Source organism: Plantactinospora sp. A48 (genome assembly GCF_055793945.1).
The window spans coordinates 304,678-330,351 of record NZ_JBTIXF010000001.1 but is presented as its reverse complement, the minus strand read 5'-3'; the positions used below and the strand labels follow the sequence as shown (position 1 = coordinate 330,351).

19 protein-coding genes and 2 riboswitches are annotated in these 25,674 nt (G+C 75.4%); of the genes, 4 read left to right on the top strand and 15 right to left on the bottom strand.

Annotated features, from left to right (window positions below; all coding sequences use genetic code 11):
* Positions 1-14 precede the first annotated feature (14 nt).
* The 4 genes from ACXN5W_RS01490 to ACXN5W_RS01475 are packed head-to-tail and all read right to left on the bottom strand — an operon-like array spanning position 15 to position 7,702.
* Positions 15-2,789 carry an FtsX-like permease family protein gene (locus ACXN5W_RS01490; RefSeq protein WP_473156265.1) on the bottom strand — a complete coding sequence of 925 codons (2,775 nt, stop codon included), beginning with the start codon at positions 2,787-2,789 and terminating at the stop codon, positions 15-17.
* Positions 2,789-6,061, bottom strand: coding sequence for an FtsX-like permease family protein (locus tag ACXN5W_RS01485; RefSeq protein WP_473156264.1), 3,273 nt, complete (start codon positions 6,059-6,061; stop codon positions 2,789-2,791). The genes ACXN5W_RS01490 and ACXN5W_RS01485 overlap by 1 nt, the downstream gene beginning before the upstream one ends.
* A 19-nt stretch (positions 6,062-6,080) precedes the next feature.
* Positions 6,081-6,761, bottom strand: coding sequence for an ABC transporter ATP-binding protein (locus tag ACXN5W_RS01480; protein ID WP_473156304.1), 681 nt, complete (start codon positions 6,759-6,761; stop codon positions 6,081-6,083).
* A 14-nt stretch (positions 6,762-6,775) separates the two neighbouring features.
* The gene (locus ACXN5W_RS01475; protein WP_473156263.1) at positions 6,776-7,702 is read right to left on the bottom strand and encodes an ABC transporter ATP-binding protein; all 927 of its coding nucleotides are present in this window, start codon (positions 7,700-7,702) and stop codon (positions 6,776-6,778) included.
* 313 nt (positions 7,703-8,015) lie between these two features.
* Here ACXN5W_RS01475 and ACXN5W_RS01470 point away from each other — a divergent pair, with 313 nt between their 5' ends.
* Positions 8,016-8,798 carry an alpha/beta fold hydrolase gene (locus ACXN5W_RS01470; RefSeq protein WP_473156262.1) on the top strand — a complete coding sequence of 261 codons (783 nt, stop codon included), beginning with the start codon at positions 8,016-8,018 and terminating at the stop codon, positions 8,796-8,798.
* Between the two features lie 6 nt (positions 8,799-8,804).
* On the opposite strand, the gene ACXN5W_RS01465 is transcribed toward ACXN5W_RS01470, so the two are convergent.
* The 10 genes from ACXN5W_RS01465 to ACXN5W_RS01420 all read right to left on the bottom strand — a co-directional run bounded on the left by ACXN5W_RS01465 (position 8,805) and on the right by ACXN5W_RS01420 (position 21,935).
* Entirely contained in the window at positions 8,805-9,653 is an 849-nt protein-coding gene (locus tag ACXN5W_RS01465) for an ECF transporter S component (protein WP_473156261.1), read from the bottom strand.
* Positions 9,650-11,278, bottom strand: coding sequence for an ABC transporter ATP-binding protein (locus ACXN5W_RS01460; protein WP_473156260.1), 1,629 nt, complete (start codon positions 11,276-11,278; stop codon positions 9,650-9,652). The genes ACXN5W_RS01465 and ACXN5W_RS01460 overlap by 4 nt, the downstream gene beginning before the upstream one ends.
* Positions 11,275-12,513, bottom strand: a complete 1,239-nt coding sequence (locus ACXN5W_RS01455) for an energy-coupling factor transporter transmembrane component T (RefSeq protein WP_473156259.1) — start codon at positions 12,511-12,513, stop codon at positions 11,275-11,277. The genes ACXN5W_RS01460 and ACXN5W_RS01455 overlap by 4 nt, the downstream gene beginning before the upstream one ends.
* Positions 12,506-13,402, bottom strand: a complete 897-nt coding sequence (locus tag ACXN5W_RS01450) for a hypothetical protein (protein ID WP_473156258.1) — start codon at positions 13,400-13,402, stop codon at positions 12,506-12,508. Before ACXN5W_RS01450 ends, ACXN5W_RS01455 begins: the two co-directional genes overlap by 8 nt.
* Positions 13,399-14,868 (bottom strand): prenyltransferase/squalene oxidase repeat-containing protein, encoded by a 1,470-nt coding sequence (locus tag ACXN5W_RS01445; protein ID WP_473156257.1) that lies wholly within the window; start codon positions 14,866-14,868, stop codon positions 13,399-13,401. The genes ACXN5W_RS01450 and ACXN5W_RS01445 overlap by 4 nt, the downstream gene beginning before the upstream one ends.
* Positions 14,869-15,004: 136 nt before the next feature.
* A riboswitch (cobalamin riboswitch) is annotated at positions 15,005-15,119 on the bottom strand.
* Positions 15,120-15,324: 205 nt separating this feature from the next.
* The gene (locus ACXN5W_RS01440) at positions 15,325-15,810 is read right to left on the bottom strand and encodes a hypothetical protein (protein ID WP_473156256.1); all 486 of its coding nucleotides are present in this window, start codon (positions 15,808-15,810) and stop codon (positions 15,325-15,327) included.
* 35 nt (positions 15,811-15,845) lie between these two features.
* On the bottom strand, positions 15,846-16,988 hold the full coding sequence (locus ACXN5W_RS01435; protein WP_473156255.1) for a peptidase: 1,143 nt from the start codon (positions 16,986-16,988) through the stop codon (positions 15,846-15,848).
* A 97-nt stretch (positions 16,989-17,085) separates the two neighbouring features.
* A riboswitch (cobalamin riboswitch) is annotated at positions 17,086-17,208 on the bottom strand.
* Positions 17,209-17,334: 126 nt separating this feature from the next.
* Positions 17,335-18,096, bottom strand: a complete 762-nt coding sequence (locus tag ACXN5W_RS01430) for an aminoglycoside phosphotransferase family protein (protein ID WP_473156254.1) — start codon at positions 18,094-18,096, stop codon at positions 17,335-17,337.
* Positions 18,097-18,234: 138 nt separating this feature from the next.
* Complete coding sequence (locus tag ACXN5W_RS01425; protein ID WP_473156253.1) at positions 18,235-19,080, bottom strand: SAM-dependent methyltransferase; 846 nt, start codon at positions 19,078-19,080, stop codon at positions 18,235-18,237.
* A 239-nt stretch (positions 19,081-19,319) separates the two neighbouring features.
* A complete protein-coding gene (locus ACXN5W_RS01420; RefSeq protein ID WP_473156252.1) occupies positions 19,320-21,935 on the bottom strand; it encodes a CHAT domain-containing protein in 2,616 nt (871 codons plus the stop codon).
* Between the two features lie 185 nt (positions 21,936-22,120).
* Here ACXN5W_RS01420 and ACXN5W_RS01415 point away from each other — a divergent pair, with 185 nt between their 5' ends.
* The 3 genes from ACXN5W_RS01415 to ACXN5W_RS01405 are packed head-to-tail and all read left to right on the top strand — an operon-like array spanning position 22,121 to position 24,556.
* On the top strand, positions 22,121-23,434 hold the full coding sequence (locus ACXN5W_RS01415) for a S8 family peptidase (protein WP_473156251.1): 1,314 nt from the start codon (positions 22,121-22,123) through the stop codon (positions 23,432-23,434).
* Positions 23,431-24,117: an RNA polymerase sigma factor gene (locus tag ACXN5W_RS01410; protein WP_473156250.1), complete on the top strand. Its 687-nt coding sequence runs from the start codon at positions 23,431-23,433 to the stop codon at positions 24,115-24,117. The genes ACXN5W_RS01415 and ACXN5W_RS01410 overlap by 4 nt, the downstream gene beginning before the upstream one ends.
* Entirely contained in the window at positions 24,092-24,556 is a 465-nt protein-coding gene (locus tag ACXN5W_RS01405) for a hypothetical protein (RefSeq protein WP_473156249.1), read from the top strand. Before ACXN5W_RS01410 ends, ACXN5W_RS01405 begins: the two co-directional genes overlap by 26 nt.
* A 61-nt stretch (positions 24,557-24,617) precedes the next feature.
* Here ACXN5W_RS01405 and ACXN5W_RS01400 read toward each other — a convergent pair whose 3' ends face one another.
* Complete coding sequence (locus ACXN5W_RS01400) at positions 24,618-25,643, bottom strand: hypothetical protein (RefSeq protein WP_473156248.1); 1,026 nt, start codon at positions 25,641-25,643, stop codon at positions 24,618-24,620.
* Positions 25,644-25,674: the final 31 nt, after the last annotated feature.

The following is a 25,674-nucleotide window of genomic DNA, read 5'->3' as shown; positions in this document are numbered from 1 at the left end:
ACGGTGCGCCGGAGTTACCGCTCCCCGACCCGCAACACGTCGCCGAGGCGCCGGCGGCGGCGCAGCGCGGACTCCACGGGGACGATCACGGCCACGGCGGCCAGCGGCAGCGCGGCGATCGGAACGACCATCCACCAGGGCAGGACCAGCGCGGGGTTCGTGGCCTCGCCGGTCAGCAGCCGCAGCGCCAGCGCGCCGACGGCGACACGGGCGACGAGCAGGCCGAGCAGCGGACCGCCGACGGCGGCCAGCAGCGCGGCGGGGAGCAGCTCACCGGCGGCGACCCGGCGGGCGTCCCGGGGTCGCAACCCGAGGGTGCGCAGCCGGGCCAGCGTCTGCCACCGCTCGGGCGCCCCGGCGGCGGCACCGAGGACGAACGCGAGCAGGCCGAGGCCGGCGAGCAGCGTCGCGGCCACCCTCGCCAGCTCCAGCAGCCCCGTGGTCAGCGGGGCGCCACGCAGCTGGCGTAGCACCTCGGCCCGCAGCACCACGCCGGCGGGGACGGCGCTGCCGGCCACCGCCCGCGCGGCTCCGGGGCCGGTGGCCCACACGGTGTTGAGCGCCGCCGGCTGGCCGGCGGCGGCGAGGGCGGCGGCGTCGACCACCACCACGTCGTCGTCGGCGTCGCCCACCGGGGGTGCCGTGCCGACGATCGTGAGGGCGATCGAGGGGGCGTTCTCGCGGAGCAGTTCGAGGCGGGTTCCGGGACGCAGGTCGCCGTCGACGGAGCGGACCAGGGCCGGTACGCCGGACCGGCCGTGGGCGGTGAGCAGGCTCAACTGCGGCGCGTCCGGCAGTGGGCTGGTGGCGAGCAGGGCCTGGAAGGCGTTCGCGTCGACGACGACGAGCCGGGGCGCCACGACGAGCGAATCGGCCGCCATCTGGGTCCGGTCGGTGACCTGGGCGGCAACCGCCCGCTGGACACCGGGCGCGGCCGCGATGCGGGCGGCGAGTTCCGGGGTGGACCGGGCGACGTCGGCGGGCACGTCGAGACGGGCGTCGCCGCCGACGCTGCGCCACGCGCCGGCCTCGATACCCCGAGTGGCGGTGGCGTCGATGGTGCCGGCGAGGGTGGCCAGCGCGAGCGCGGCGATGGTGGCGAGCAGCGGCAGGACCCGCCCGGCGGTGTCGGCGGCGCGGGCGGCGCCGAACACGGGGAGCGGCCGGCGGGAGCGCAGCGCGCGGCGGAGGGTCAGCCGGGTCGCGGCGGGCAGCAGCCGCAACAGGATGAGGGCGCCGGCGAGCACGCCGAGGGCGGGCGCTCCGGTGGGCAGCGCCGAGCCACCCGCCGGTCCGGCGTCCGGGCCGGCGACGGTACCAGCCGGGCCGGCGGCCCCGGTCGGTCCGGCGGCGCCGGTCGGGAGGACACCGCGCTGGTGCAGGGCCACGAACGCGGCAAGGGCGGCGGCGAGCACGGCCGCCTCGATCGCGGCGCGGCGCAGCCAACGGGTCCGCGCGGCCCAACGGCGGGCGGTCCGGTTGGCCGGCGCGCGGCGGGCGCTGGTGGCGCGTGCGGCGGTGACCATCCCGAGCACCGGACCCGCCAGGGCACCGGCGAGCACGATGGGCGGGAGCCAGGCCCAGGCGAGGTGCGTGGTCAGGCCACGGGCGACGGCGACGCCGGCCAGGGTGGCCGCCAGGGTCAGCGCGACGGACTCGACGAGCAGCTCGGCGCCGAGGGCGGGCAGGGCGGCACCGCGCTGGCGGGCGGCGGTGAGCTGCGGGGCACGGCGCCGCACGAGCAGGTCGGCGGCGAGCAGCAGGACGAGCACCGCCGCCGTGAGCACGGCGATCAGGAGCACCGCGGCCTGCGCGGACGCGGCGGCCACCCGGGTACGGGCGCCGCGGATCGCCGCGTCCAGCCAGGTGTCCCAGCGCGGCGACCGGTCCGCCGCGCTGGACGAGCCGGAGGTGGCCTTCAGGGTGACGACGGCGGCCGCGATGTCCGGCGCGTTGGCCCAGTTGAGCGCGGCCGGATCGGCGCCGAAACGAACGCTGGGCCGCAACTGATCGTCGTCGAAGGCCAGCCGGGCGTCGGGCAGCGAGTCCCGGGACAGCAGACCGACGAGGCGGGTGGTGCCGACGCCGTCGGCGCCGGATGCGGGGTGCAGCAGTCCGGGAACGAGCCGCCAGGCGGGATCGTCCTCGTCGACGGCCCGGAAGACGCCGCTGACGCGGACGTTCTTGACGATGCCGTGTTCGTCGGCGACCGGGACGGTGGCGCCGGGACCGGCACCGAGGGCTCGCGCGTCGGCCTCGGACAGGCCGACCTGTACCGGCCAGGCGGGAGCGCCGACGCCCCGCTCGACGCTGCCGCCGTCCGCCGGTCCGGGGGCGACACCGGCGGTCCAGACCACGGCGGGACCCCCGGCGTTGCCGGCCTCGGCGAGATAGGCCAGTTGGAACGTGCGCAGCGTGCTGCCGTCGGTGACCTTGAGGATGGTGCTGGTGACCGTGGCGACGGGGGGCCGGAGCGCGGCGTCCAGGCCGGGTCCGAGCGCTTCGGCGGCCCGACTGGTCAGGTCGTCGAGTTCGTCGGCGAGGCGTGCGTCGCGGAGCCGTCCGTCGGTCGGACCGTCGTCGGGCTCCCACCGGGCCCCGACGACGAGGTCGGCGTCGGGGCCGGCGTCGGCGACGGCGTCCCGGACGGCCCGGTCGGCGGTGCCGTGCAGCAGCCCGGGCGCGGCGGCGGCCAGCGCGCTGACCACCGCCAGCACGGCGGCGGCCAGCAGCAGCGGTCCGCCATCGCGCCGGGCCCGGCCCCGCACACTCGGCCAGTGTGGTGTCATCACGGCATCCGCAGGGTGGCGGTGTCGGTGCGGCGGACCTGGACGGTGGTCACGATGGTGACCACCAGGAGGCAGCCGAGCACCAGCCCGCCGAGCAGTGCGGCCTCCGGGGCCCACGGCCACCGGGGTACGGCGGCAGGCAGCGGGGCGGCACCGGTTTCGGCGCGGACGAGCAGCGGCGCGACGAGGTACGTGGCGAGCGATCCGATGGCGGCGCCCGAGGCCAGCAGGACCAGCAGGACGCCGCTGTGCTGGGCCATCAGCATGCGGCGGATGGTGCGGCGGGACAGGCCGAGGCCGTGCAGCCGGGCCAGCTCCAGCGCGCGCTCGCGCAGGTCGTACAGGACGTGCAGGGCGACGCCGGCGAGCAGGAGCAGCGCGGCGGCCGGGACCAGCAGGAGCAGCGCGGCGGGCAGGCCGGCACCCAGCGGACCGTGGGCCAGCCGGTCGGTTTCGGCGACGCGGCTGGTGACGGTGCCCAGCGCGAGTGCCGAGGCGCGTTCGGCGGCACCCGGCGTCGGGTCACCGACCCACCAGGCGTCGACGGGACAGGCGAAATCGCCGTAGCCGGCCAGGGCGCGGGAGAGGGTGTCAAGGTCGGCGAGGACGGCGGCGGCGCCGGGCGCGGCGGGTACGTCCGGCAGGATCGTGGCGACGACGAGCGGGACCGGAGTGGCCCCCACGGTGATGGTGAGCCGGGTCCCGGTGTGGACGCCGAGTTCGTGGGCGAGACGGGTGTTCACGGCGACCGGTACCTGGGTGGGGATGCCGAACGCGGTCGCCACGAGGATGCGGGCGGCTTCCTGCGGGCCGAAGAACTGCACGGTGGTCGCCAGGGTCAGGCGGGTCCCGGCCGGACCGGCGGTGACGGTGATCGCGGGGTCGATCAGCTGCCCGGGGGCAGGCGGCGCCGAGGTGGCGGTCCAGCCGGCGCCGGCCGCACCAGGTGGGTCCGCCGCGCCGGGCGGGTTGCCCGCGCCGGAAGGGCTGGGCGGGTCCGGGTCCGCGACGTCCGGTGGGTCCGCCGCGCCGGGGACAGCCGGCCGGGGCACGGTGACTGTGATCGTGACGTGCGGCGGGCCGACCAGGTCGTCAACGGCTTCGGGCAGGGTGAACGGCACGGCGACGCCGATCAGCCGTACCCCGTCCGCCTCGGCGCAGCCCGGCAACGGATACTCGGCGCCGTCGAGGACCATCGGGGGGCCGGTGCAGGCGGATCGCAGGCCGGTGGCGTCCTCCAGCAGGAGCCGTGGAACGACGGTGAGGTTGGCGCCGTCGGAGGCGGTCCCGGTGAGGGCGAGGGTCGCGCCGGCCGGGACGGGGACGCCGGTCACCGGGCCCGAAGGTGCGAGGCTGGCGCCGACATCGGCCCAGCGGCGCCCGTCGAGGCGACCGCGCAGCAGCGTACCGGCGCTGGTGGTGTCGACGGCGACGAGCCGGGGCGGGTCGCCGGCACCGCCGAGCCACTGTCCGACCGCGACGCCCCGGTTGGCCGCCGGCCGCACGGTGCCGCCGGTGGCCGCGGCGAGCTGGGCTCCCTGCCCGACGGCGGGCGGGCCGGCGAGCGCGACGGCGAGATCCGTGCCGACGGCCAGGTCGGCCTGGTCGTGCTGGGAACGCTGCCAGGTGGCGTCGAGGCCGAGGCCGAACGTGGCGGTGGCGCAGGCCAGGGCGACGAGCAGGCCGGCCGCGACGGCCTGGGGGCGGCGGGCGGCCCCGAACGCGGCGAGTGGCAGCACGAGGCCCCGCGCGCGGCCGGCGAGGCGTTCGACGGCGCGCAGCAGGGCCGCGGTGGCGCGCAGCGCGAGGGCGGCGCCGCCGACGAGCAGCAGCGCCGGGGCGAGGACCTGGACGGTGTCGGTACGGACGTCGGCGGCGGTGGGCTGGGCGTGCAGCTGCCACCACCCGGCGGCGGCGAGCGCGACGAGCAGGACATCGACGCCGGTCCGGGCGCGGGCGCCCCGGGGCCGCTGCCGCTCCGGTGCCGGTGCGGCGAGGTCGAGGCCGAGCAGCACGGCCGCGAAGGCGGTGGCACCGGCGGAGACGGCGAGCGCCTGCGGGACGGTGACGGCCGGGGCCTCGGCCAGCCCGGCGGCGGACAACCATGGCAGCCGGGTCAGCGCGGCGTGCAGGGCGGTCGAGGCGGGGACGGCGATCCCGGCGGCGAGCAGGGCGACAGCACCGGCCTCGGTGCCGGTGGCGACCGCCAGCCGGCCCCGGCCGCTGCCGAGCGCGACGAGCAGCGCCCGTTCGCCGGTACGGATGCCGGCGGCGAGCCGCCCGGCCAGCGCGAGCGCGGCGGCGGTGAGTACCCCGCCGAGCACGGCGATGGTGAGAACCACGGCGGCGTTGACGAGTTGCTGGTCGCGGGCGGCTGCCAGGGTCTGCGGCAGGCGGGAGGCGACGCGCTCGATCTGGACCCGGTCGCCGAGCGCCCGGGCCAACCGCCGGTCGGCACCGTCGACGGCCCCGGCGGTCTCGGCGAGGTGCCGGCGGGTCGGCGCGGACAGGTCGGGGTGGGCGGTGATCTCCAGCCGGTCCACCGTGGTGGCGCCGGCGAGCAGGTCGGTGACGTCGACGATGACCGGCCCGTAGACGGTGACCGGCTGGGCGAACCGGCTGTCCCGGTAGGCCTGGGCGTAGCCGGTGCCGGCGAGCGGGTCGCGGTTCCAACCGGCCCCCGGCAGCGCCCGGACGATGCCGACGACCGTCACGTCCAGTGGCGCGCCGGCGCGGGCGGGTGCTTCCGGGCCGAGGCGGATGCGGGCCCCGACGGCCACGCCGAGTCGCCGCGCGGTGGGCTCGAGGAGCACGGCCTCCAGCGGCACGTCCGGTCCCGCTCCGGGGTCGGCCGCGCGCGGCCAACGGCCGGCGGTCAGCCGGGCGCTGGCGGTCAGGTCGTCGCGCCCGGACAGGTATGTCTGGCCGGCCGGGCCGGCGCCCGGGACGAGGCCGGCGGGCAACGGCCGTGGCGCCGAGGAGAGCTGCGCGACGGTGGTCGACCGGAACGGCGCCAGCGTCGAGGTGAGCACGTCGCGGGTTTCGGTCGCCACGTCCCGGGCGTCCCGGCCGCGCACGGTGACGGCGTAGGCGGTCACGTCGACATCGGCGGGCATGGCCCGGGACGCGGCGACCTCCAGGGCCCGGTCCGCCGTACGGGTGACGAGCAGGGCGCAGACGCCGAGCAGGGTGGCGCCGATGGCGACGACGGCGAACAGGGCGGCCAGCAGCGACCACTGGGCGCGGGCGCGCAGCGCGAGCAGCCTCAGCACCGGCCGGTCCGAGGGGTCATCAGGCCGGGTCCGCCGGGTCGGACACGCGACCGTCGGCGATCCGCAGCACCCGGTCGGCGAGGGCGACCATCACGGGGTCGTGCGTGGACACCAGCGCCGTGACACCCTCGGACTCGACGACACCGCGCAGCAGCGCCATCACCGACAGACCTGTCTCGGCGTCGAGTTGGCCGGTGGGCTCGTCGGCGAGCAGCAACCGGGGCGAGGCGGCCAGGGCCCGGGCGATCGCCACCCGCTGCTGCTGACCGCCGGACAGCTCGGCGGGTCGCTGCCGGGCGTGGTCGGCGAGGCCGACCAGTTCGAGCAGCGTCGCGACCCGCCGCTCGCGCTCCGCCGGGGCGACCCGGGCCAGCCGTAGCGGAACGCCGACGTTCTCCGCGGCGGACAGGACCGGGATCAGACCGAAGGTCTGGAAGATGTACGCCACCTTCCGCCGCCGCAGCAGGGACAGGCCCTCCTCGTCCAGGGCACCGACGTCGGTGCCGTCGACCTGGACGGTTCCGGCGTCGGGCCGGTCGAGGCCACCGATGACGTTCAGCAGGGTGGTCTTGCCGGACCCGGACCGGCCGACCAGCGCGACCATGGTGCCGGCGGCGACATCGAAGGTGACGCCGCGCAGCGCGTGGACGGTCGCCGGCCCGGTGCCGAAGGTGCGCCGGACGTCCTGGAGGGCGAGCATCGGCGGGCCCGCGCTCACCGCTGACCGCCGACGTCGGGTCGGATCGCGACGTGGTCGGACTCGAGGGCCAGCCGGACCCGGCGGGTCAGCGCGAGCGCCTCGCGGAAGTCGCGCGGGACCTGCACCCGACCGGCGCGGTCCATCACGGCGTACTCCTCGGCGATGACGTGGGTCCCGCCGTCGTCGGCGGTGGCGGTACGGCGCAGCACCTCGCTGCTGGTGCGACCGTCGCGGATGGCGACGGTCCGCTCGACCTGGCCGCTGACGGCGGCGTCGTGGGTGACCACCACGACGGTGACCCCGAGGTCCTGGTTGACCCGGCGCAGCACCCCGAACACCTCGGCCGAGGTGGCCTGGTCCAGTTCCCCGGTCGGCTCGTCGGCGAGCAGCACCCGGGGCTCGTTGGCCAGGGCGACGGCGATGGCGACCCGCATCTGCTGGCCACCGGAGAGCTGGGCCGGACGGCGGTCGGCGCAGTCGGCGATGTCGAGCGCGAGCAGCAGCTCGGCCACCCGGGCGCGGCGGACCCGGGCCGGGGTGCGGGCCGTGGTCATCGGCAGGTCGACCATCTGCGCGGCGGTCAGGTACGGGATGAGGTTGCTCGTCGACTGCTGCCGGATGAACCCGACGGTGTGCCGGCGGTAGCGGACCCGATCGGAGCCGGACATTTCGAGCAGGTCCCACCGGTCGACCCGGACCCGGCCGGCGGTGGGGGCGTCGATGCCGGCGAGGATCGCGAGCAGCGTCGACTTGCCGGATCCGGAGGCGCCGACCACGGCGATCAGCTCACCTCGCTCGACCACGAGGTCGAGCCCCTGCAACGCCTGGACCTCGATGGTGCCGGTCTGGTAGATCCGTACCAGGCTCTCGCAGACGATGAGCGCGTCGTCGCCGGACCCGGGGGCGGGTAACTGCGGCTGCGGCAGAGCCAGTGGAGTCATCGACGGGCGGTGGGGCGCCGGCCCAGCTGGATCATCCGTGCATGATAGCGGTCATCTCGCGGGCGGGGGGACCGTCGGTCCGGGCCGTCCACGACCGCCCGGGGCCCGGTCGGAGGAATCCACCGGCTTGGGACGTCCATCTCTCCACGGCACCAACCCCGCCGGCCGATGTCCGTCCGTGTCGGTGTCCGTGTCCGTGTCCGTGTCCGTGTCCGCAGGTTAGCCGAGCCGATCCCCGGGAAACCGCGTCCCTCCTCGTCGCCCCGCTCCCGCACCACGTACCCGTGGTGCGGCGACGAGAAGGGAGACGGACATGAGTCAGGTCGCGACGGGCGGCGCGCTCGTGCCGTACCGGGTGCTGGGGACCGGCCGGCCGCTCGTTCTGGTGCATGGGACCGGTCCGGGGTCGAGCGCCTGGGACGGCCTGGTCGGGGCGTTGGCGGAAACCGGCACGGTGGTGCTGCCGGACCTGTCGGGCAGCGACGCGGCCCGGGACGACGGGCGGGACCTCACCGTCGACCTGCTCGCCGGGCAACTCACCGCCGTGCTCTCCGACCTCGGCCGGTCGCCGGCCGACGTGGTCGGACACTCCCTGGCCGCTCCGGTGGTCGCCGCGTTCGCCGCCGCCCGACCCGACCTGGTCCGCCGGCTCGTGCTGATCGCGGGCTGGGCCGGACCGGGTGACGAATACCTCCGCAACGTGATGACCGTCTGGCGCGATCTCATCGGCGATGCCGGCACCTTCGCGCGATTCTCGATGCTCACCGCCTTCAGCCGCGAGTGGCTGAACTCCATCGGTCACACCGCCGTGGCGGAACTCGCCACGGCCTACCAGGCGAATTCCGGCCGGCTCCGGCAGATCGAGCTGGGTCTGCGGCTGGACGTCCGCGACCTGCTGCCACGGATCCAGACACCGACCCTGGTGATCGGATGTGCCCGCGACGCGCTGGTCCCGGTGGAGAACTCCGCGGAGTTGGCCTCGGCCATCCCGGGTGCCTCGTACGCGGAACTGGACAGCGGACACGTGGCGATGGTCGAGCGGCCGAAGGAGCTGCTGCGGCTCATCCGCGACTTCATCGACCAGGGAGTTGGTTGACCGGATTCACCCCTGGTGAGGCTGCTCATCCCCGCCCGGCGGCGGGTCGGGTGCGGCGAAGGTGACCGGGGCGTCGAACGCGGCCCGCCGGGCCGCGCGGCGGAGTGCGGCGAGCACCGCCGGGCCGGCGAGGACGATCGCGACAGCGGTGGTGATCGCCCGCCCGGTGTCCCAGCCGAACGTGGAGGTGACGGCGGTGAACAGCGCCAGGCGGTGCAGGTTCTCCAGCACCGGCGCACCGGGAACGTAGGAGAGCTGGGTGTGCGCGCCGGTGCTGAACGGCCAGAACCACAGGTTCATCAGCAGGCCGTAGCCGTATGCGGCCAGGGCGCCGTAGCCGGCCAGGAGCGCGGTCTCGGCCCGGCCGCGCAACCGGCCCGGCAGCAGCCCGGCACCGAGGCCGATCCACGACGCGCACAGCATCTGGAACGGCAGCCACGGTCCGACACCGGCGGTGAGCAGCGCCGAGGCGAACAGCGAGACGGACCCGAGCAGAAACCCGAAGCCGGGACCGAAGACCCGGCCCGCGAGCACCAGCAGGAAGAAGACGGTCTCGATGCCCGCGGTGCCGGCGCCCAGCGGACGTAGCGCGGCGTTGACCGCGGCGAGCACGCCGAGCATGGCCAGGGCCTTGCTGTCGATGCCGCCGGAGCTGAGTTCGGCCAGTACGAGAGCCACGAGTACCGGCAGCATGATGACGAAGACCAGCGGGGCCTCACCGGTGCGGCCCGCGCCGTCGGGCTGCGCCGGAACGAAGAACGGCCAGGTGAACGTGGCCAGCGCGGCGGCCGACGCGAGGGCCAGCACCACGACGGTACGCGGCGCGACCCGCAACACGCTGCGGTGGAACCTCATGGCGGCCCCTCGCCGCGCTCGCGCAGAGCGGCGGCGACCTGCTCGACGGTCAGCCACGGCGCGGGGGCGAGCACCTTGGCCACCTGCGGGGCGAAGGCCGGTGAGGCGAGCATGACCTCCGCCGTGTCGCCGTCGGCGACGATGTCCCCGTCGGCCATCACCACCACCCGGTCGGCGAGGGTCGCGACGAGTTCGACGTCATGCGTCGCGATCACCACGCTCGTGCCGGCGGCGGCCAGGGCACGGATGACCGCGCCGAACTGCCGTTTGGCGTGGTAGTCCAGCCCCCGGGTCGGTTCGTCGAGCAGCACCACCGGCGGTGCGGCGGTGAGCTGGACGGCCAGGGCCAGCGCCAACCGCTGCCCCTCGGACAGGTCGCGCGGGTGCCGCTCGCCGGGCAGACCGGGGGAGAGCCGGTCCAGCAGGGCCAGACAGGTCCCGGGGGGCGCCATCGTCTCCCGGTCGGCCTGGGCGCACTCGGCGTCGACCGTCTCCAGGTACAGCAGGTCGCCGGAGTTCTGCGGGACGAGTCCGACGTGTCGGCGGGCCCGACCGGCCGGCAGGGCCCGGGGGTCGACGGTGCCGCCCGCGACGGCGACGGAGCCGCCGTGCCGGGGACCGCTGCCCTGTAGCGCCCACAGCAGGCTGGACTTGCCGGAGCCGTTGCGGCCCATCAGCGCGACGACCCGGCCGGGGTGCAGGTCGAGGTCGACGCCGGCCACGGCCAGCGTGCCCGGGTACCGCACGACGACCTTTCCCGCGGTCAGCGCCGGGGTGGTCACCGGGGGCGGCGGAGGCTGGCCGGGGGTCGCCTCGGCGAGCCGCTGGCGCAGCCCGGCGGCTCGGCGTCGGGCGTCGCGCACCGACAGCGGCAGCGGCACCCAGCCGGCGAGTCGGCCCAGTTCGATCAGCGGCGGCGCGAGGTCGACCCGGGCCAGCACGGTGGCCGGATCGCCGTCCTCCACCCGGCCGTCACCGGGCAGGTAGAGCAACCGGTCGGCGTACTGCACGACCCGTTCCAGCCGGTGTTCGGCCAGCACCACGGTCACCCCGAGGTCGTGTACCAGCCGGGTGACGGTGGCGAGCACGTCCTCGGCGGCCGTGGGATCCAGCGCCGAGGTGGGTTCGTCGAGCACCAGCACCCGGGGATGGCTGGTGAGCACCGCGCCGATGGCGACCCGCTGCTGCTGCCCGCCGGAGAGCGTCCGCAGTGGCCGGTCGCGTAGCTCGGCGATGCCCAGCAGGTCCAGCGTCTCCTCCACCCGCTTGCGCATCACCGGTGCCGGCAGGGCCAGCTGCTCCATGCCGTACGCCAGCTCCTCCTCGACGGTGTCGGTGACGAAGCCGGACAGCGGGTCCTGGCCGACCACGCCCACGACGTCGGCGAGATCGCGCGGCGGGTGCCGGCGGGTGTCCCGGCCGTCCACAGTGACCGTGCCGTGCAGGGTGCCGCCGGTGAAGTGCGGCACCAGCCCGTTGATGGCCCGCAGCAGGGTCGACTTTCCCGCCCCGGTGCGGCCGGCGACCAGGCAGAGTTCGCCCTCCTCGATCTGGAGCGTCACGTCCCGCAGCGGTGGGGGACCGCCATCGGCGTAGCGGACGGTGACCCGGTCGAAGACGATCATGGGTGGCCTCCGGTTCCGGCCGACGACGCGCCGGGACGCCCTGCGTCCGCCGGTACCCGTGCGGTGATCGGCGGATCCACCGTCGACGCGTGGGCGGCTCGCGCGACCGGCGGCGGTGGCGCCAGCCAGGCCGGTGCCACCGCGGCCGCGATCGCGAGCAGCACCGGCGGCGTCAGCTCGGGCCAGGTGAGCGGGCTGACCGGTGGGTAGAGCAGGTCCGGAGCGAGCCGGCCGGCGTAGCTGGTGAGGACCGCGGCGGTCAGCCCGCAGCCGGCCACGAGCAGTTCCGCACCTCGCCAGCGGTCCGGCCGGTAGCGGCTGCGCCGGACCCGGCGGCCGGCCAGCAGCATGCCGGCCACGGCGGTGGCCAGCCCGGCCAGCAGCATCGGCAGGCCAAGATAGCCGGGACCGGTGGCGTCGAGCAGCCCGTACGTGCCGGCGCACACCCCGATCAGCCCGCCGAGCACCAACACACCCGTGGTGGCGCGCTGCCCGGCCGGCACCGCCGCGGTGCGACCGTAACCCCGCGAGTCCATGGCCGCCGCCAGCGCCAGGGACCGGTCCAGGGCGTCGGCCAGCACCGGCAGGGCGATGCCGCGCAACGCCCGCATGCCCCGCCCCGGTACGCCGCGCAGCCGTCGCGCCCGGCGGACCCGCAACACGCTCTCCACCAGTTGCGGGGCGACCGAGAGCGCGACCACCACCGCCGTACCCACCGCGTACAGCGCCCCGGGTACGGCCTTGAGCAGGCGTTTCGGGTTAGCCAGGGCGTTCGCCGCGCCGAGACAGACCAGCATGGTCGCCAGCCGCAGCCCGTCGTAGAACCCGCCGAGGATCTGTTCGGCGGCGACCGGCCCGAACAGCCGGATGCCCGCCGCCCACGCGGGCAGCGGAACCTCCGGCAGCCGGACCAGCACGTGTTCGCCCTGCCCACCGCCGAAGACGACCCGGAACACCACCCGCAGGGCCACGACCACCGCGCCCAGCCACACGTACATCCGGAACGCCAGCGCCCACGGGGCGTCCCCGCGGCGACGGACCACCACCAGCGCGGCGGCCCCGACGAGCAGGCCCAGGGCCAGCGGGTTGGTGGTGTGGCTGGCCGCCGTGGCCAGACCGAGCGCCCACAGCCACCACGCGCCCGGGTGCAGGCCCCGGGGCAGCCGGACCACCGACCACCGGTACGGGTTCGGGCCGGCGGACCGGGCCGGCGATCGGTCGATGGCCTCAGCCATCCGCGTCGGCGGCCCGGCGCCGCCGGGCGACGATCAGCCCGGCGGCGGTGAGCAGGGCCAGCAGCAGCACGCCGAGCAGGGTGCCCAGCGGTGGACCGGTACGGTCGCGGGGCGCGGCCACATCGGTCACCGGCGACCCGTGGGTGGCCTCGTCCGACGCGCCGGTGCCGGCACCCGACCCCGGGCCGGGAGCCGACGCGCTGGCGCTCAGCGGCAGGGCAGCGCTCGCCGACCCGCCGGGGGCGACCGGTGAGCCGCCGGCCTCGCCCGGCGGGCTCGACGTGCCGGGCCGGGCGGCGCCGGTCGGCGCGCCGGGCGTAGCCGCGACCGGTGGCGGCACCACCGGACCGCCACCGGCCGATGGCGTCCGGGGTGGCGGCGGCGGGGGCGGGGCCGGCCGCTTCGGCGTGACCCCGGGTCGTGGCAGGTCGTTGGCGTTGCGGTTGAGCGCGAAGGACCAGCCTTCGAAACTTCCGGCCGGTGGCCGGCGGCCCAGCACCCCCTGGTCGCTGTACGTCCAACCGCCGCCGTTCGAGGCGTGCCAGTACGACCAGTACGCGCTGGCTGGCGGCGTGTCGACGCACTTCTCCGCCGCCGTCGAGGGCTTGCCCTCGATCCGGCAGACGAACCCCTCACCCCAGCGCAGGGTGCCGGTCACCTGGAAGCCCGCGTTCTTGAGCGCCGTCAGACCGCTGGCCTGGTCACCCGGTGCGCACCGGATCACCGTTCCACCGCCGAGTTCGTTGAAGTCGACCACGACCGTGACGCCGGAGGCGTCCGGGCAGAAGCCCGCCGACCCGGCGGCCGTCGCCGGACTGCCCCATCCGGTCGCGGCACTCGCCGTGACCAGCACGACGACCAGCCCGGCCCGGGTGGCCCGGGCGGTCATGCCCGGCGCCGGCGGCCGAGCACCAGCAGCAGCACCCCGCCCCCGACCAGCAGGAACGCGATCAGCAGGTAACCGGTGATGGCGGCGCCGGTGGTCGGCAGCCCGCCCGGCCCCGACGGCCCAGGCGTGCCGGTCGGACCGGTGGTGGGCGCCGGGGAGGTGCTGCCGGTCGGTGCCGTCGGCACGGCGGAGCCGGTGGGGGACGGCGTTGGACCGGCCGAACCCGTGGCGGTCGGTGACCCGCTGGCCGTGGCGGTGACCGTGGCGCTGGGTGTGACCGTGGCGGTGGGTGTGACTGTGGCGCTGGGCGTGGCCGTGGCGGTCGACGTCGGCGGCGGGTCGAGGCCGATCCGGCCGAGGGGCACCTGGGCGAGCCCGAGCAGCGCCTGCGCGGTCGCCCGGCGCCACTGGTCCCGGTCGGACTCCGGGATACCGGCCGTCGGGGCGGACGCGAACCCGGCCGGGTTGTAGGCGATGGCGCCGGCGTCGGCGGCGCCGCCGCTGGCCGGGGTGCGCTGCACCGCGGTGAGCGCCCGCGCCGCCCGCGCGGCTTCGGCGTCGTGTCCGGCGGCCGCGAGGGCCTGCCCGGCCAGACCGGTGCTGTTGGAGTTCGCGCCGGTCGTCGGCCCGGAACCGCCGAAGGAACCGTCGCTGTGCTGCTGGGCGACCAGCCAGTCGGCGCCCTTGCGTGCCGCGTCGGCCGCACCGGTGGCGCCCTTCCCGGCGGCGGTCAGCAACGCCTGCACGGCGATGGCGGTGGAGTCGACGTCGAGGATGGCGCCGGCCTGGTCGTCGCACGACGGTGACGGGCCGGCCGCGGTGTCCGGGTAGAGCCGGAAGCCGCCGGCCGCACACTGCTGCCGGCTGAGGAAGTCCACGGTGTCCTGCGGCAGGTCGCCGCTGCGGGCCAGGCCCAGCACCGCGAAGGACTGGTCGAAGGTGTTGCTGGCATCCGGGCCGCTGTCGGCGGTGGTGCGGCTGGTGATCCGTCCCCGCTGGGCTCCGGCGTCCGCCCCGGCGATCAGCGACAGGGTTTCGGCGCGCAGGTCGAATTCGCCGAAGTCGGTGGGATCCGCGCCGGCGGCGGAGGCGGCGTAGAGCAGTTTCGCGGTGGCCCCGCCGTCGGTGAAGCCCTCGATGCCCCAGTCGTCATAGCTGTTGTAGGACCGCACGTGCGCCGCGATCTGCGCCGTCGCGGCCTGCCGGACCGGGGTGTCCACTCCGGTGGCGGACAGGGCGAGGACGCCGTCGATGGTCAGCCCCCAGTCCTGGCCGCCGAACGGGCCCGGCAGCGTCCCGTCGGTGAACTCACCGGCCAACCAGGACGCGGCCGACCGCGCGGCGGCGGCGTCGGCCGGGTCCGGTGCGGCCACCACGGCCCAGGGTGCGGCGGCGAGCGCGACGAGGGTCGTCACCGCGGTGGTGACGAGACCGGCGCCGATTCGCCAGGATCGGGGCAGGGGCATGAGAGGTGCCTTTCGCAGAGCGGTCGGTGAGGGCTCCGGAAAGCAGCCGAGGACACGACACCCCGCTCGTCGCAGACGTGAGCGGGGTGGGGTCGGACCTCGATGGTCCGGACTTCACCCTGTAAACCTCGACAGTGGAAGCCGCTCGTCCCGGGCGGGGCATTCCGACTCGCGAGAGGACTCTCGCTCACGGCTGCGGGTCAGTGCCGGCTTCTACCGGCTTCCCCCCACCACGGGACGTATGCAGTTGGATGCCCGGCGTACACACCGGGGTGTCGACACCGTACCGCTCGCACGTCCGCGGACGCCAGAGCGGCGGCGGACCGGCCCCCCGACGCGGTCCCGGCCAGACCGCCACGCCGGCCGACACGGCGGCGGCCAGACCGCGACGCCGGCCGGCACGGCGGGCAGACCGTGCCGGTCGGTCCGGGTGTGGCGGTCAGACCGCGACGCCGGTCAGGGCGCCGTGATGCTCGGCGCCGCACCCGCGCCGAAGGCCCAGCCCTCGACGCTGCCCGGCGCGGGGTTGTAGCTGCTCGCCCCCGACGAACTGAAGGACCACGGGCCACCGTGCGGGGCGTGCCAGTACGACCAGTACGCGGTGACCGGCGGGGTGTTGACACACGGTTCGGTGGCCGAGGTCGGCTTGCCGTTGATCCGGCAGACGAAGGCCAGGCCCCAGCGGGCGGTGCCGGTCACGGTGAAGCCAGCACCCTGCAGCGCGGCTGTTCCGGTGGCCGGATCGCCCAGCGCGCAGGCGACCTGGACCCCGCCGCCGAGCGCGGCGAAGTCGACCACGACGGTGACCCCCGAGGTGCCGGTGCAGGCGGCGGCGTGCGCGGCCCGGGGTGCCGGTTCGACGGCGGTCAGGGCGACGGCGGCCAGGGCAGCGGCCAGCAGCCCGGCGATCCGGACGCGGATGGCGGATCGGTGACGGAACACGGGTCCTCCTGAGATCGGGTGAGCTACGGGACGGGTCACGGGCAGGTGGGGGCAGGTGCGCCGGGGGTGGCGCCGGCGGCGGACAGGTGGGCGTACCCGGTGCCGGTCAGACCGAGGACGGCCTGGCTGGTGGCCCGGACCGCGGTGTCGGGGTCGAACGCGCCGCCGTCGAAGTCGACCGCGCCCCGGTCGGTCGGTGTCCCGGCGCAGCCGACCTGGAGCCCGGCCAGGAACGCGCGGGCCCGAGCCCAGACCAGCGGCCGACCCCCGGTCCGCAGCGCCTGCGCGGCGAGGCCCGTGCTGTTGGCGTTCGGGGTGCCGGCCGCGTTGCCGAAACCGCCGTCGGAGCCCTGCACCGACGCCAGCCAACGCAGCCCGGCGGCGGCGTCGGTCGGGCGGTCGGCGGCCTGTAGCGCCTGCACCGCGAGTGCGGTCGCATCCACATCGGAGGTGCAGACCGGCTGCTCGGGCAGGACCGGATAACCCCCGTCGGCACACCGGGTACCGGCCAGCCAGGCGGCCGCCCCGGCGGGCGCACCCTGCGCGGTGCGGTCCAGGGCGAGGATCGCGAACGACTGGCTGAACGCGTTGCTGAAGTCCCCGTACGCCGACCGGTCGGTGAACCGTCCGGTGGCCGACTGGAGCGAGCGCAGCCGGGCGGTCAGGTCCACCCCGCCGACGTCGCTGGGGTCACCACCGCGCACCTCGACGGCGAGGGCGAGCTTGGCGGTGGCGCCCGCGTACGCCTCGGCGGTGCCGTCGCCGAGGTATCCGTCGCGGATGTCCGGCCGGGTGACCCAGGCCAGCGCCCGGGCGCCGAAGTCGTCGGCGACACCGGCGGCGGCGAAGGCGAACACCGCGTCCAGGGTGAGCCCCTGATCGGGGTAGGTGACGCCGTCGAAGACCGCCTCGAAGCGTTCTCCGTCGACGAGTTGCCGGGCGAGCCAGCCGGCGGCGGCCGCCGGGCGATTCACCACCGGTGGTGTGCCGGCCCCGGTCGCGGGTTCGGCGGTTCCGGTCAGCGCGGCGGCCGGCCCGGGTATGCCGGCGGCGGTCGCGACAGTGGTGGCGGCGGTCGCGGATCCGCCGGCGGCGCTGGCGGGTGTGCCGAGGGTGAGGGCGGCGAGCGTGCCGCAGAGCAGGGTGAGCAGGCGGTGCCGGCTCAGGCGGACGACCATCGGAAGCGCCTTTCCGGCCCGGCGGTCGTCAGAACCCGGCCGACCACCGACGCGGCGGGTCGACCGGGACTCCGACCCGTGGGCCACGACGGGTGGGGGAGCGGATGCGGGTACGGCGGGTATTCGGGCTCACCGTCGAGATGCCTCTCGACCGTCTACCGTTGCGGGCCAGCGCCGGACTTCGACCGGACTTCCCCCGCGCGTACGGGCTGATTGAGTTGTGGCGTCAGTCTGGCCAGGCGTGGCCGCCGGTGTCAAACACCGGTCGGAAGCTGGTGCCGTGGGTGCCCAATCTTCTGCGGGCGACCGCCACCCGTGGACGGGATCGGCGAGAATGCGGGTTGCCTCACATCCGGGATCTCAGCACGTCGACCTCGCAGCCCGGCGATGAGGGGTCGAAGCCGTGCTCGGCCAACCAGCGGATCGCCAGCAGGCTGCGCAACGACCACCACGCGCGGATCACGTCGAGATCGACGTCGGTGCCGTAGCCGGCGACGACGTCGGCAAGGTGCTCCGGGTGTCCCAGCGTCAGGCTGGCGAGGTCGTACAGGGCGTCGTCCCGGCCGGCCTCCGACCAGTCGATCACGCCGGTGACCTGATCGTCGTCGACGAACACGTGGGCGACCTGAAGGTCGCCGTGCGTGAAGACGGGCGTCCACGGCCGGAGCGCGACCTCGGCGACCTCGCGGTTGCGGACGACCAGGTCGGTGGGCAGGACGTCGTTCGTGACGAGCCACTCGCATTCGCCGTCGAGGCGCGATGTGATCTCGTCGAGGTTCCGACCGGGCCATGGTGGCGGTGGGGCCTCGTGCAGCTTCCGGACGGCGGCCCCCGCCGCGGCCCACGCCGCCGGCGACGCGGTCGACGGCTGGCCGAGGCGGCCGAGAGCCGTCCCGGGGAGGGCGGCGAGCGCGAGCACCGGCGGTTTGCGCCACCGGACCTCCGGGGTCGGGATCGGCGCCATGGCCATCGCGGCGACCTCGATGTCGGTGCGCGTCTGATCAGCGTCGATCTTGAGGAACACGTCACCGACGCGCAGGGTCGCGCGCTCCTGATGGGCGACGATGACCTTGACCTCAGCCATGTCGGTCGCCATGGCGGAATCCATGCCGACCACTATGGCGGACTGGCGCCGAGGCCACCACGGGTTTGTCGGCCCGGCCAGCGACCCTCGGTCCGTTGCCCTGCCCGCCCCGGACGGCCCGGTCCCCGGCCCGCCGACCGGGCGAACGTTTCCGGGGTCGCGCTAGCGGATCTTCGCGACCGCGCCGTACATGGCGGTCTCGGCCGCGCTGGGGCGGGGCGGCACCTCGTCCTCGGCGTGCCACTCGGCCACCGAGACGATGCCCGGCGGCACGAGTTCCATCCCCGGCAGGAACCGGGCCAGCTCGTCGCGGCCGCGGAACTGGAACGACACCTGGGTACGCTTGTCCGCCTCGTTGACCGCCGAACTGGTCTCCGGCGGCATGTGGTCGTCGGTGGCGTGGGTGATGGTGAGGTAACTGCCGGCGGGCATGGCGGAGGCCAGTCGCGCGACCGCGCTGTACGGGTCGTCGTCGTCCGGTACGAAGTGCAGGATCGCGAGCAGCATCAACCCCACCGGTTGACTCAGGTCCAGCGTGGCGTGCAGTTGGGGATCCTCGATGATCCGCTCCGGATCCCGCAGGTCGGCGTCCAGATAGGCCGTCCTGCCCTGCGGGGTGCTGGTGAGCAACGCGCGGGCGTGGACGAGCACGATCGGGTCGTTGTCGACGTAGACGATGCGGGACTCCGGGGCGATCGCCTGGGCCACCTGATGGGTGTTGTTCGCGGTGGGGATGCCGGTGCCGATGTCGAGGAACTGCCGTATCCCGGCCTCGCGCGCCAGGTACGTCACCGCCCGGCGCAGGAAACGCCGGTTCTCGATCGCGGACGTACGGACGGTGGGGAACGCGGCGGCCACGGCGTCCCCGGACTCCCGGTCGGCGGCGAAGTTGTCCTTGCCGCCCAGCCAGTAGTCGTACCGCCGGGCCGGATGGGCGACGTCGGTGTTGATCCGGGACGCCAGGGAGCCGCCTTCGGTCGGATCGGGCTCGGTCACCGTTGCCCCCATCGATCGCCGGTCTCCGGGCATCCTCGGCAGGCCCGAACTGCGGTCGAGTCGGACATCCGAGCCGTTATCGTAAGCCGCCGATGCGCGTCGGTGGCGTCCGGGTGCGGCAGCTCACCGTCCGGCCCGGACGGTCACGGGTGCGGCAGCTCACCGTCCGGGTCGGCCGGTCACGGGTGCGGCAGCTCACCGGTCGGGCCGGCCGGTCGCGGGTAGGGCCGCTCACCGTCCGGGTCGGACGGTCAGCCGGCGCCGAGGCAGACGAACGCCGCCGCGGTGGCCCGGACGGTGCTGTCCCCGGACGCGACGAACGCCCGTTGGGCGTCGGCCAGCGCCCGCGCGGGCCGGGCACCGGACCGCATCCGGCGGTGCAGGTCCAGCATGAGCGCGGTGGTGGGCTCGGCGGGCACCGGTAGCACGGTGGCGATCAGGCACCGGGTACCCAGTGCCAGCAGCACCGCGGCGAAGCCCATCACCTCGTCGCCGGGGCGTACCCCGGTCAGGCCCGATTCGCAGGCCGACAGGACCACGCAGCCGGGCGGCCGGGCGACCCGCTCCCACTCGTACGCGAACAGGGGTCCGTCGGCCAGTTCCAGGGTGGAGAACTGGGGATTGTCGGCCCGGAACCTGCCGTGCGCGGCGATGTGGACCAGCCCGGCGCCGTCCAGCGCCTCGGTCAACGCCCCGGCGGTGGCGTCCGACCCGGCCAGCAGCCGCGCCCCGGGCAGTACCCGGGCGAGCCGGTGGACCTCGGCCTGGGCGGCCGGCAGGCGCGGCCCGCCGGCCAGGACCGGTGGGCCGGTCGGCGCCTCCCGGTGGTCCGCACCGAGCCAGACCGTGGCCGACGGGGCGACCGTCACGGCGCGCCCGGCACAGGTCGGCAGTCCGGACCACGGCACGGCGTGCAGTGCCCCGACCGGGACGATCACCATGGCACGGTCGGCCAGCTGGCGCCGCAACGGATCGAAGAGCTGGCGGTCGAGCGCCGTGGCGGCGTGCGTCGCTCCGGCCCGGGCGGCGGCCGAGTCCCCGGTGGTGATCAGCCGGCGCAGGGCGAACCGGTACCGGCGGGCCAGGCCCACCGCCTCGGCGAGCGGACCGAGGTCGTGCAGGCTGGCCCGCCCGTCGCGGACCAGCACCGCCCGGAGCCGGTCGCCGTGGGCCACCAGATCGACAAGTACGCGGCAGCCGAGCCGGTCGGCCAGCCTGCCCACTCCGGGCGGGCTCACCACACCGGGCGCGCCGGGCACCCGCCGGGCCAGATCCCGGATGCGCTGCTCGAGCCGGGCCTGCCGGCCCCGCAGGACGCTCGCCGGCCGGCCGGCCAGCACCTCGTCCTCCAGCAGTCCACTGACGAGCCTGAGTTCGGTCAGCGCGGCGACCAGGTCCGGATCGTCGGGCGGAAGCGCCGCCCGCATCCGCAGCGCGTTGGCCCGCCACCGTTCGGCCCAGGCCAGAACCCGGGCCGGCGCACCGGACCGGACCGCGATGTCCAGGCCCTCGGCCGCCAGTTCCCGCCCGTACGCCCCGCTGTGCGCCCGCAGTTCCGTGGCGCCGAGCGATGTCCGGTACCGGTCGAGTACGGCCAGTCCCCGCCGCAGCGCCTGGGCCGCGCCGCGGTCGTCCCCGCCCAGCCGACGGGACAGGGCCAGCGCGTACCAACCCTGCCCACGCCGGGTGGCGGTGCCCCGGCGGCGGGCTCGGGCGGCCGTCGCGAACAGCGTCGCCGCCCGGTCGGCGTGCCCGGTCGCGGCGGCAAGTTGACCGGCCTCGATCCGGGTGGTCAGTGCCGGACCCGACCAGCCGGTGGCGTCGAGCTGGTCGGCGGTGCGCGCCATCGCCGTGAGCAGGGCTGTCGACCGGGTGCCCCGGCGGAACTGGGCGCGCAGTTCGACGTGCCGGGCCAGGACCGACCAGGTGCGCCGGCCCTGCCGCTGGAACCGGACCCGCGCCTGCGCGGCGGCCTCCGCGGCGGTGTCCAGGTCGTCGGCCAGCAGCGCGGCCCGGGCCCGGGCCAGCAGTGCCTCGGCCAGGTCTGACGCCATTCCCCGGTGTTGCAGCTCCCGGATCGCCGTGCTGGCGACCTCGACGGCCTCGTCGACCAGGGGCACCGAGAGCAGCAGCTCGAAGCGGTCCAGCAGCAGCGCCGGCCGGGGAATGGCGAGCCGCCGGTACTCCTCGTCGACCTCGGCGAAGCAGCGCAGCGCCCCCACGACGTCGCCGCGTTGGCCGGCGGCGATCCCGCCGTTCCAGCGGGCGTCCGCCGCCGCGAGGTCCAGCCCGAGCCGACCGAAGGCCACGGCCGCCCGGTCAAGGTCGTCGTCGTTGCCGCCTGCGGCGCCCCGGTGGGCGTTCAACAGGCCCCGGTTGTTGCGGGCCCGTGCCTCCAGCAGTTGGTCACCCTCGCGCTGGGCGATCTCGATGGCGACCTCGTAGTCCCGCACCGCCTCGTCGTACCGGCCACGGAAGTGCAGCACGACGCCGCGCTGCATCCGGGCGCGCCCGGAGTCGGCCCCGGTGAGCTGGGGCAGCGCCGCGGTCACCGCCCGCAGCGCCGCGGCGGTACGGCCGGCGTTTGCCAGCACGTACCCCAGGCTCATCTGGGCCAGGGCCCGGGTCCGGGGCGTGCCGGCGATCCGCACGGCGCGGCGCAGATGGCGCACCGCGCCGGGCAGGTCGTTGAGTTCCCGCAGGGCCAGCCCGGTGGCGCGTTCGGCGGTGGAGCGTTCGTCGTGGTCGACGGCGCGGCCGGCGGCGAGTACCCGCTGGGCGATCGCGATCGCCTGCCGTGGGGAGCGCTGGACGGCGTCGAGCGCGGCCCGGGCCGTCCCGGCACCGGAACCGGCGCTGTCGGGCATGCCCCAAAGAGTCCATCATCCGGGCGCGGCCGTCAACGTCGACAAACCGTCAGCGAGAATGCTCATGAATGAGCTCTCCACCATTCAGGTAATTGACAACGGGCGATTGTTCGGAAGAATCAAGTGCGCCAGGAAATTCGTCTTCCTGGGCGGTGAGCATTTCTTGGTGACCGCATGGAGGACCGGTGCAACCTGACCACTCCACCCCGTCGCGTCCGCTCCACCGGCTGTCCCGGCGCGGGCTGCTGACGATGTCCGCGCTGGCCGCGGCCGTGGTGCCGCTCGGGGTCGGGCCGCGCCCCACCCCGGCATTCGGCGACGGCAACGACGACGGCGCCTACCAGAAGGCGTTCCAGGACGCGCTCGCCGCCGATCACAACGTTCGCCGGTACACGGTGCCGGGCCGGGAGATCCTCTATCGGCCCCGACAACTGCTCGTCGCCAACGCCGACACCCAGCGGGTCATGGCCTGGCTGGCCAGCCGCGGCTATCCGGTGACCCTGGGCGCCGGCTTCGCCGGGGTCAGCCGGCTGCTGTTCGCCCAGGAGACCGACATTCCCGCCGTGGTGCTGAAGCTGCGCGATCCCCAGCAGTGGGCCGGCCGGCCGGTGCCGCTGGTCCAGCCGCACCATGTGCTCCTCGGCCTGGGCAACATCATGGGTAATCCCGGCGGACCACCCCAGGCGGCCGGCGCGCTGCCGCCACCGGACCCGGCCCGGCTCGGCGAAGGGGCGGGCGTGACGGTCGGAATCTGCGACACCGGCATCTGGCGGCAGGCCGGCAGTTACCACCCGCTGTGGCTCGGCGGCGCCTACCTGCCGGAACCCGACGACGAGGACACGCTCTACGCCTACGCCGACGTGCTCGCCCCGCAGGGCGGTCACGGCACGTTCGTCGCCGGGGTGGTCCGGCAGGCCGCACCGGGGGTACGGGTCGACCCGGAACAGGCGCTGAACCCGACCGGAGTGGGTGACGAGTCGACGGTGGTGGCCGCCATGGGTCGGCTCGGGCCGGACGTCTCCGTGATAAACCTGTCCCTGGGCGGGTTCACCCTCGACGACCAGCCCTCGCTGCCGCTGGCCAACGCCGTGGCGGCGCTGTCCCCGAAGACCGTCGTGGTCGCGGCGGCCGGCAACGCCAGCACCAGCCGACCGATCTGGCCGGCCGCCCTCGAACAGGTCCTGGCGGTCGCGGCGGTCAGCCGCGGCTCCAAGGGTCTGGTGCCAGCGACCTACAGCGACTACGGGCCGTGGGTCGACGCCTGCGCGCTCGGCGAGTACGTCAGCACGTACGTCGAGGGGGAGCTGGCGCTGCCCGGCCTGCCGATCCGGGTCATCCACGGGTTCGCCACCTGGGCCGGCACGTCGTTCGCCACGGCGTACGTCTCCGGTCGGCTCGCCGCCATGATGACCGCCGGTGGCCTGACCGCCGACGCGGCCCGCACGGCGCTGCTGGCGACGCCCCGCTGGCAGCCCGACTACGGAGTGCTGGTCGGATGACGGGCCCGGCGGGCGACGGGGTGGCGCCGTCGACCGGGCGCGGCGTGACCAGCCTGGTGTCCGCCGCCGTGCGCGGCGACGAGTCGGCGTGGGCCGAGCTGGTCCACCGGTACACCCCGCTGGTCTTCTCCGTGATCCGGTCCCACGACCTGAGCCGCGCCGACGCGGCCGACGTCAACCAGACCGTCTGGCTGCGCCTGGTGGAGCACCTCGGTCAGCTACGTGAGCCGGAGGCGCTCGCCGCCTGGTTGTCCGTCACCACCCGCCGGGAGTGCTACCGGATGTCCCGCCTCGGCCGGCGCATCCAGCCCGTCGACCCGTACGACGGGTCGCTGGACGCCCACCAGGAGCTGTTCCGGGCGGCGGACGCGGCGACCCCGGACGAGGAGTTGCTGCGCGCGGAGCGGCGGCAGGCCCTGCGGGAGGGCTTCGCGCAGCTCCCGCCGCGCTGCCAGAAGCTGCTGTCGCTGCTGATCGGCGAGCCTCCGCTGAGCTACCGGGAGGCGGCCGAGCGGTTGACGGTGCCGCTCGGCAGCATCGGGCCGACCCAGGCCCGGTGCCTGCGCCGGCTGCGCGAGTGTCCGGCGCTCGCCCCGTACCTGGTGCAGCCCCGGGTCGTCAGCACCAGAGTCGCCAGCACCAACGGAGGTGAACGCGATGGAGCCGTGGCCGCCGGTCGATGACGACGCGCTGACGGGGGAGTTGCGTACCGCGCTGCGGGACACCGGGTCGGTCCCGGAGGAGTTCGTGGCGGCGGCGCGGGCGGCGTACGCCTGGCGGACCGTGGACGTCGATCTGGCGCTCGCCGAGCTGATGTTCGACTCGGCCTGCGACGCGGCGCCGGCGGGGCCGACCCGGTCGGCCGGTTCCGTGCGGACCCTGTCCTTCCGCAGCGGGCCGGTCGTGCTGGAGATCGAGGTGAGCGATGCCGGGATCGTCGGCCAGCTCACCCCGGCCGGGGGCGGACGGGTCACCGCCCGGACGGCGTCCGGCACCTACGACGAGGCGCCGGTGGACGCGGTCGGGTTCTTCTCGCTGGGCGTTCCGCCGTCCGGTCCGGTCCAGCTCCGCGCCCGGGCCGACGGGTACGTGGTGGCCACCACCTGGGTCTGCCTGCGTTGACGACCGGCGACGGGGTCACGGGCCGGACGGCCCGCGACCCCGCGCGGTCGTGCTGCGAGTGCTAGCCCTTTCCGGCGCTGACCAGGTACTCAACGCCGCCGAGGTCGGCTCGGCCGGCTCCACTTGAGTCCGGTCCGAACTGGGTCACGTCGAGCGCGATCTCCTTGTCGAAGGCGACGCTCGCCGAGAAGGAGATCGAGAACTCCAGCCGCTCACCCGGATTCAGCGTCAGGTTGCCGAGGCTCGCCTTGGTCGGATCCAGGATCTCCAACTGGGTCTCGCCCACCTGGCGGACGTTCGTGGCGGTCTTGCCACCGGCCTGCCAGCGCTCGAACAGGGTCTGACCGAGGTCGACGACGACCCGGCCGCCCACGTTCTGGAACGGTTCGGTCGCGGTGAAGGCCAGCTCGTTCCGGGTCGCGGTCTGGAGCGAGTTGCCAATGGCGAAGGGCCGTATGACAGGCTTACCCACGATGATCCGTACCGAGTCGACATTGCGCCAGGCGATGTTGTTGTTGTAACGGGTGTTGATGTGGATGTCCGGACCCTCGATGGTCATCGGGTCGGTGGGGGACACCCAGCGGGCCAGCAGGCAGAAGTGCCCCGGTCCCGGCACCCCGGTCCACGGGATCGTCACCGTCGTGGTCCCCGCGGGCACCGGAACCCCGACCGTGGCGATCTGCGTCCAGGCCGTCGGCCAGGTGGCGCCGCCGCCCGGCGTGGTCCGGTACATCTTCAGCTGACCCTGGTCGGTGCCCGAGCCGTACGGCCCGGGGTTGTGGAGCTTCACGAAGATGTAGTTGGTCACGCCGACGATCGGGTTCTGGCTGACGGCGCACTCGATTGCGGTCGGGCAGACCTTGATGTCGGGGCTGGCCCAGAGCGGGTTGTACGAGTGTGGCTGGTAGCCGACATCCGCGGCGACGTCCCGGATGTAGACGTCGGTGCGAGCCGCCGCGACGGCCCCCGCCGACGTCGTTTCGACCGGTGCCGCGGCGGCCGCGGTGACCGTCAGCAGACCGATCAGGGCCGCACCCCCGAGCACGGCGAACGCCGCACGCCGGATGTGTCTCTCCACGATGTCCATGACAGGCTCTTCCCATCGAAGGGGCGCCGGA

Bases quoted from the DNA above. Each gene is read 5' to 3' on its own strand.
- ACXN5W_RS01490 (WP_473156265.1), bottom strand. From the start codon at position 2,789: ATGACACCACACTGGCCGAGTGTGCGGGGCCGGGCCCGGCGCGATGGC.
- ACXN5W_RS01480 (WP_473156304.1), bottom strand. From the start codon at position 6,761: ATGCTCGCCCTCCAGGACGTCCGGCGCACCTTCGGCACCGGGCCGGCG.
- ACXN5W_RS01475 (WP_473156263.1), bottom strand. From the start codon at position 7,702: ATGACTCCACTGGCTCTGCCGCAGCCGCAGTTACCCGCCCCCGGGTCC.
- ACXN5W_RS01470 (WP_473156262.1), top strand. From the start codon at position 8,016: ATGAGTCAGGTCGCGACGGGCGGCGCGCTCGTGCCGTACCGGGTGCTG.
- ACXN5W_RS01465 (WP_473156261.1), bottom strand. From the start codon at position 9,653: ATGAGGTTCCACCGCAGCGTGTTGCGGGTCGCGCCGCGTACCGTCGTG.
- ACXN5W_RS01460 (WP_473156260.1), bottom strand. From the start codon at position 11,278: ATGATCGTCTTCGACCGGGTCACCGTCCGCTACGCCGATGGCGGTCCC.
- ACXN5W_RS01455 (WP_473156259.1), bottom strand. From the start codon at position 12,513: ATGGCTGAGGCCATCGACCGATCGCCGGCCCGGTCCGCCGGCCCGAAC.
- ACXN5W_RS01450 (WP_473156258.1), bottom strand. From the start codon at position 13,402: ATGACCGCCCGGGCCACCCGGGCCGGGCTGGTCGTCGTGCTGGTCACG.
- ACXN5W_RS01445 (WP_473156257.1), bottom strand. From the start codon at position 14,868: ATGCCCCTGCCCCGATCCTGGCGAATCGGCGCCGGTCTCGTCACCACC.
- ACXN5W_RS01435 (WP_473156255.1), bottom strand. From the start codon at position 16,988: ATGGTCGTCCGCCTGAGCCGGCACCGCCTGCTCACCCTGCTCTGCGGC.
- ACXN5W_RS01430 (WP_473156254.1), bottom strand. From the start codon at position 18,096: ATGGATTCCGCCATGGCGACCGACATGGCTGAGGTCAAGGTCATCGTC.
- ACXN5W_RS01425 (WP_473156253.1), bottom strand. From the start codon at position 19,080: ATGGGGGCAACGGTGACCGAGCCCGATCCGACCGAAGGCGGCTCCCTG.
- ACXN5W_RS01420 (WP_473156252.1), bottom strand. From the start codon at position 21,935: ATGCCCGACAGCGCCGGTTCCGGTGCCGGGACGGCCCGGGCCGCGCTC.
- ACXN5W_RS01410 (WP_473156250.1), top strand. From the start codon at position 23,431: ATGACGGGCCCGGCGGGCGACGGGGTGGCGCCGTCGACCGGGCGCGGC.
- ACXN5W_RS01405 (WP_473156249.1), top strand. From the start codon at position 24,092: ATGGAGCCGTGGCCGCCGGTCGATGACGACGCGCTGACGGGGGAGTTG.
- ACXN5W_RS01400 (WP_473156248.1), bottom strand. From the start codon at position 25,643: ATGGACATCGTGGAGAGACACATCCGGCGTGCGGCGTTCGCCGTGCTC.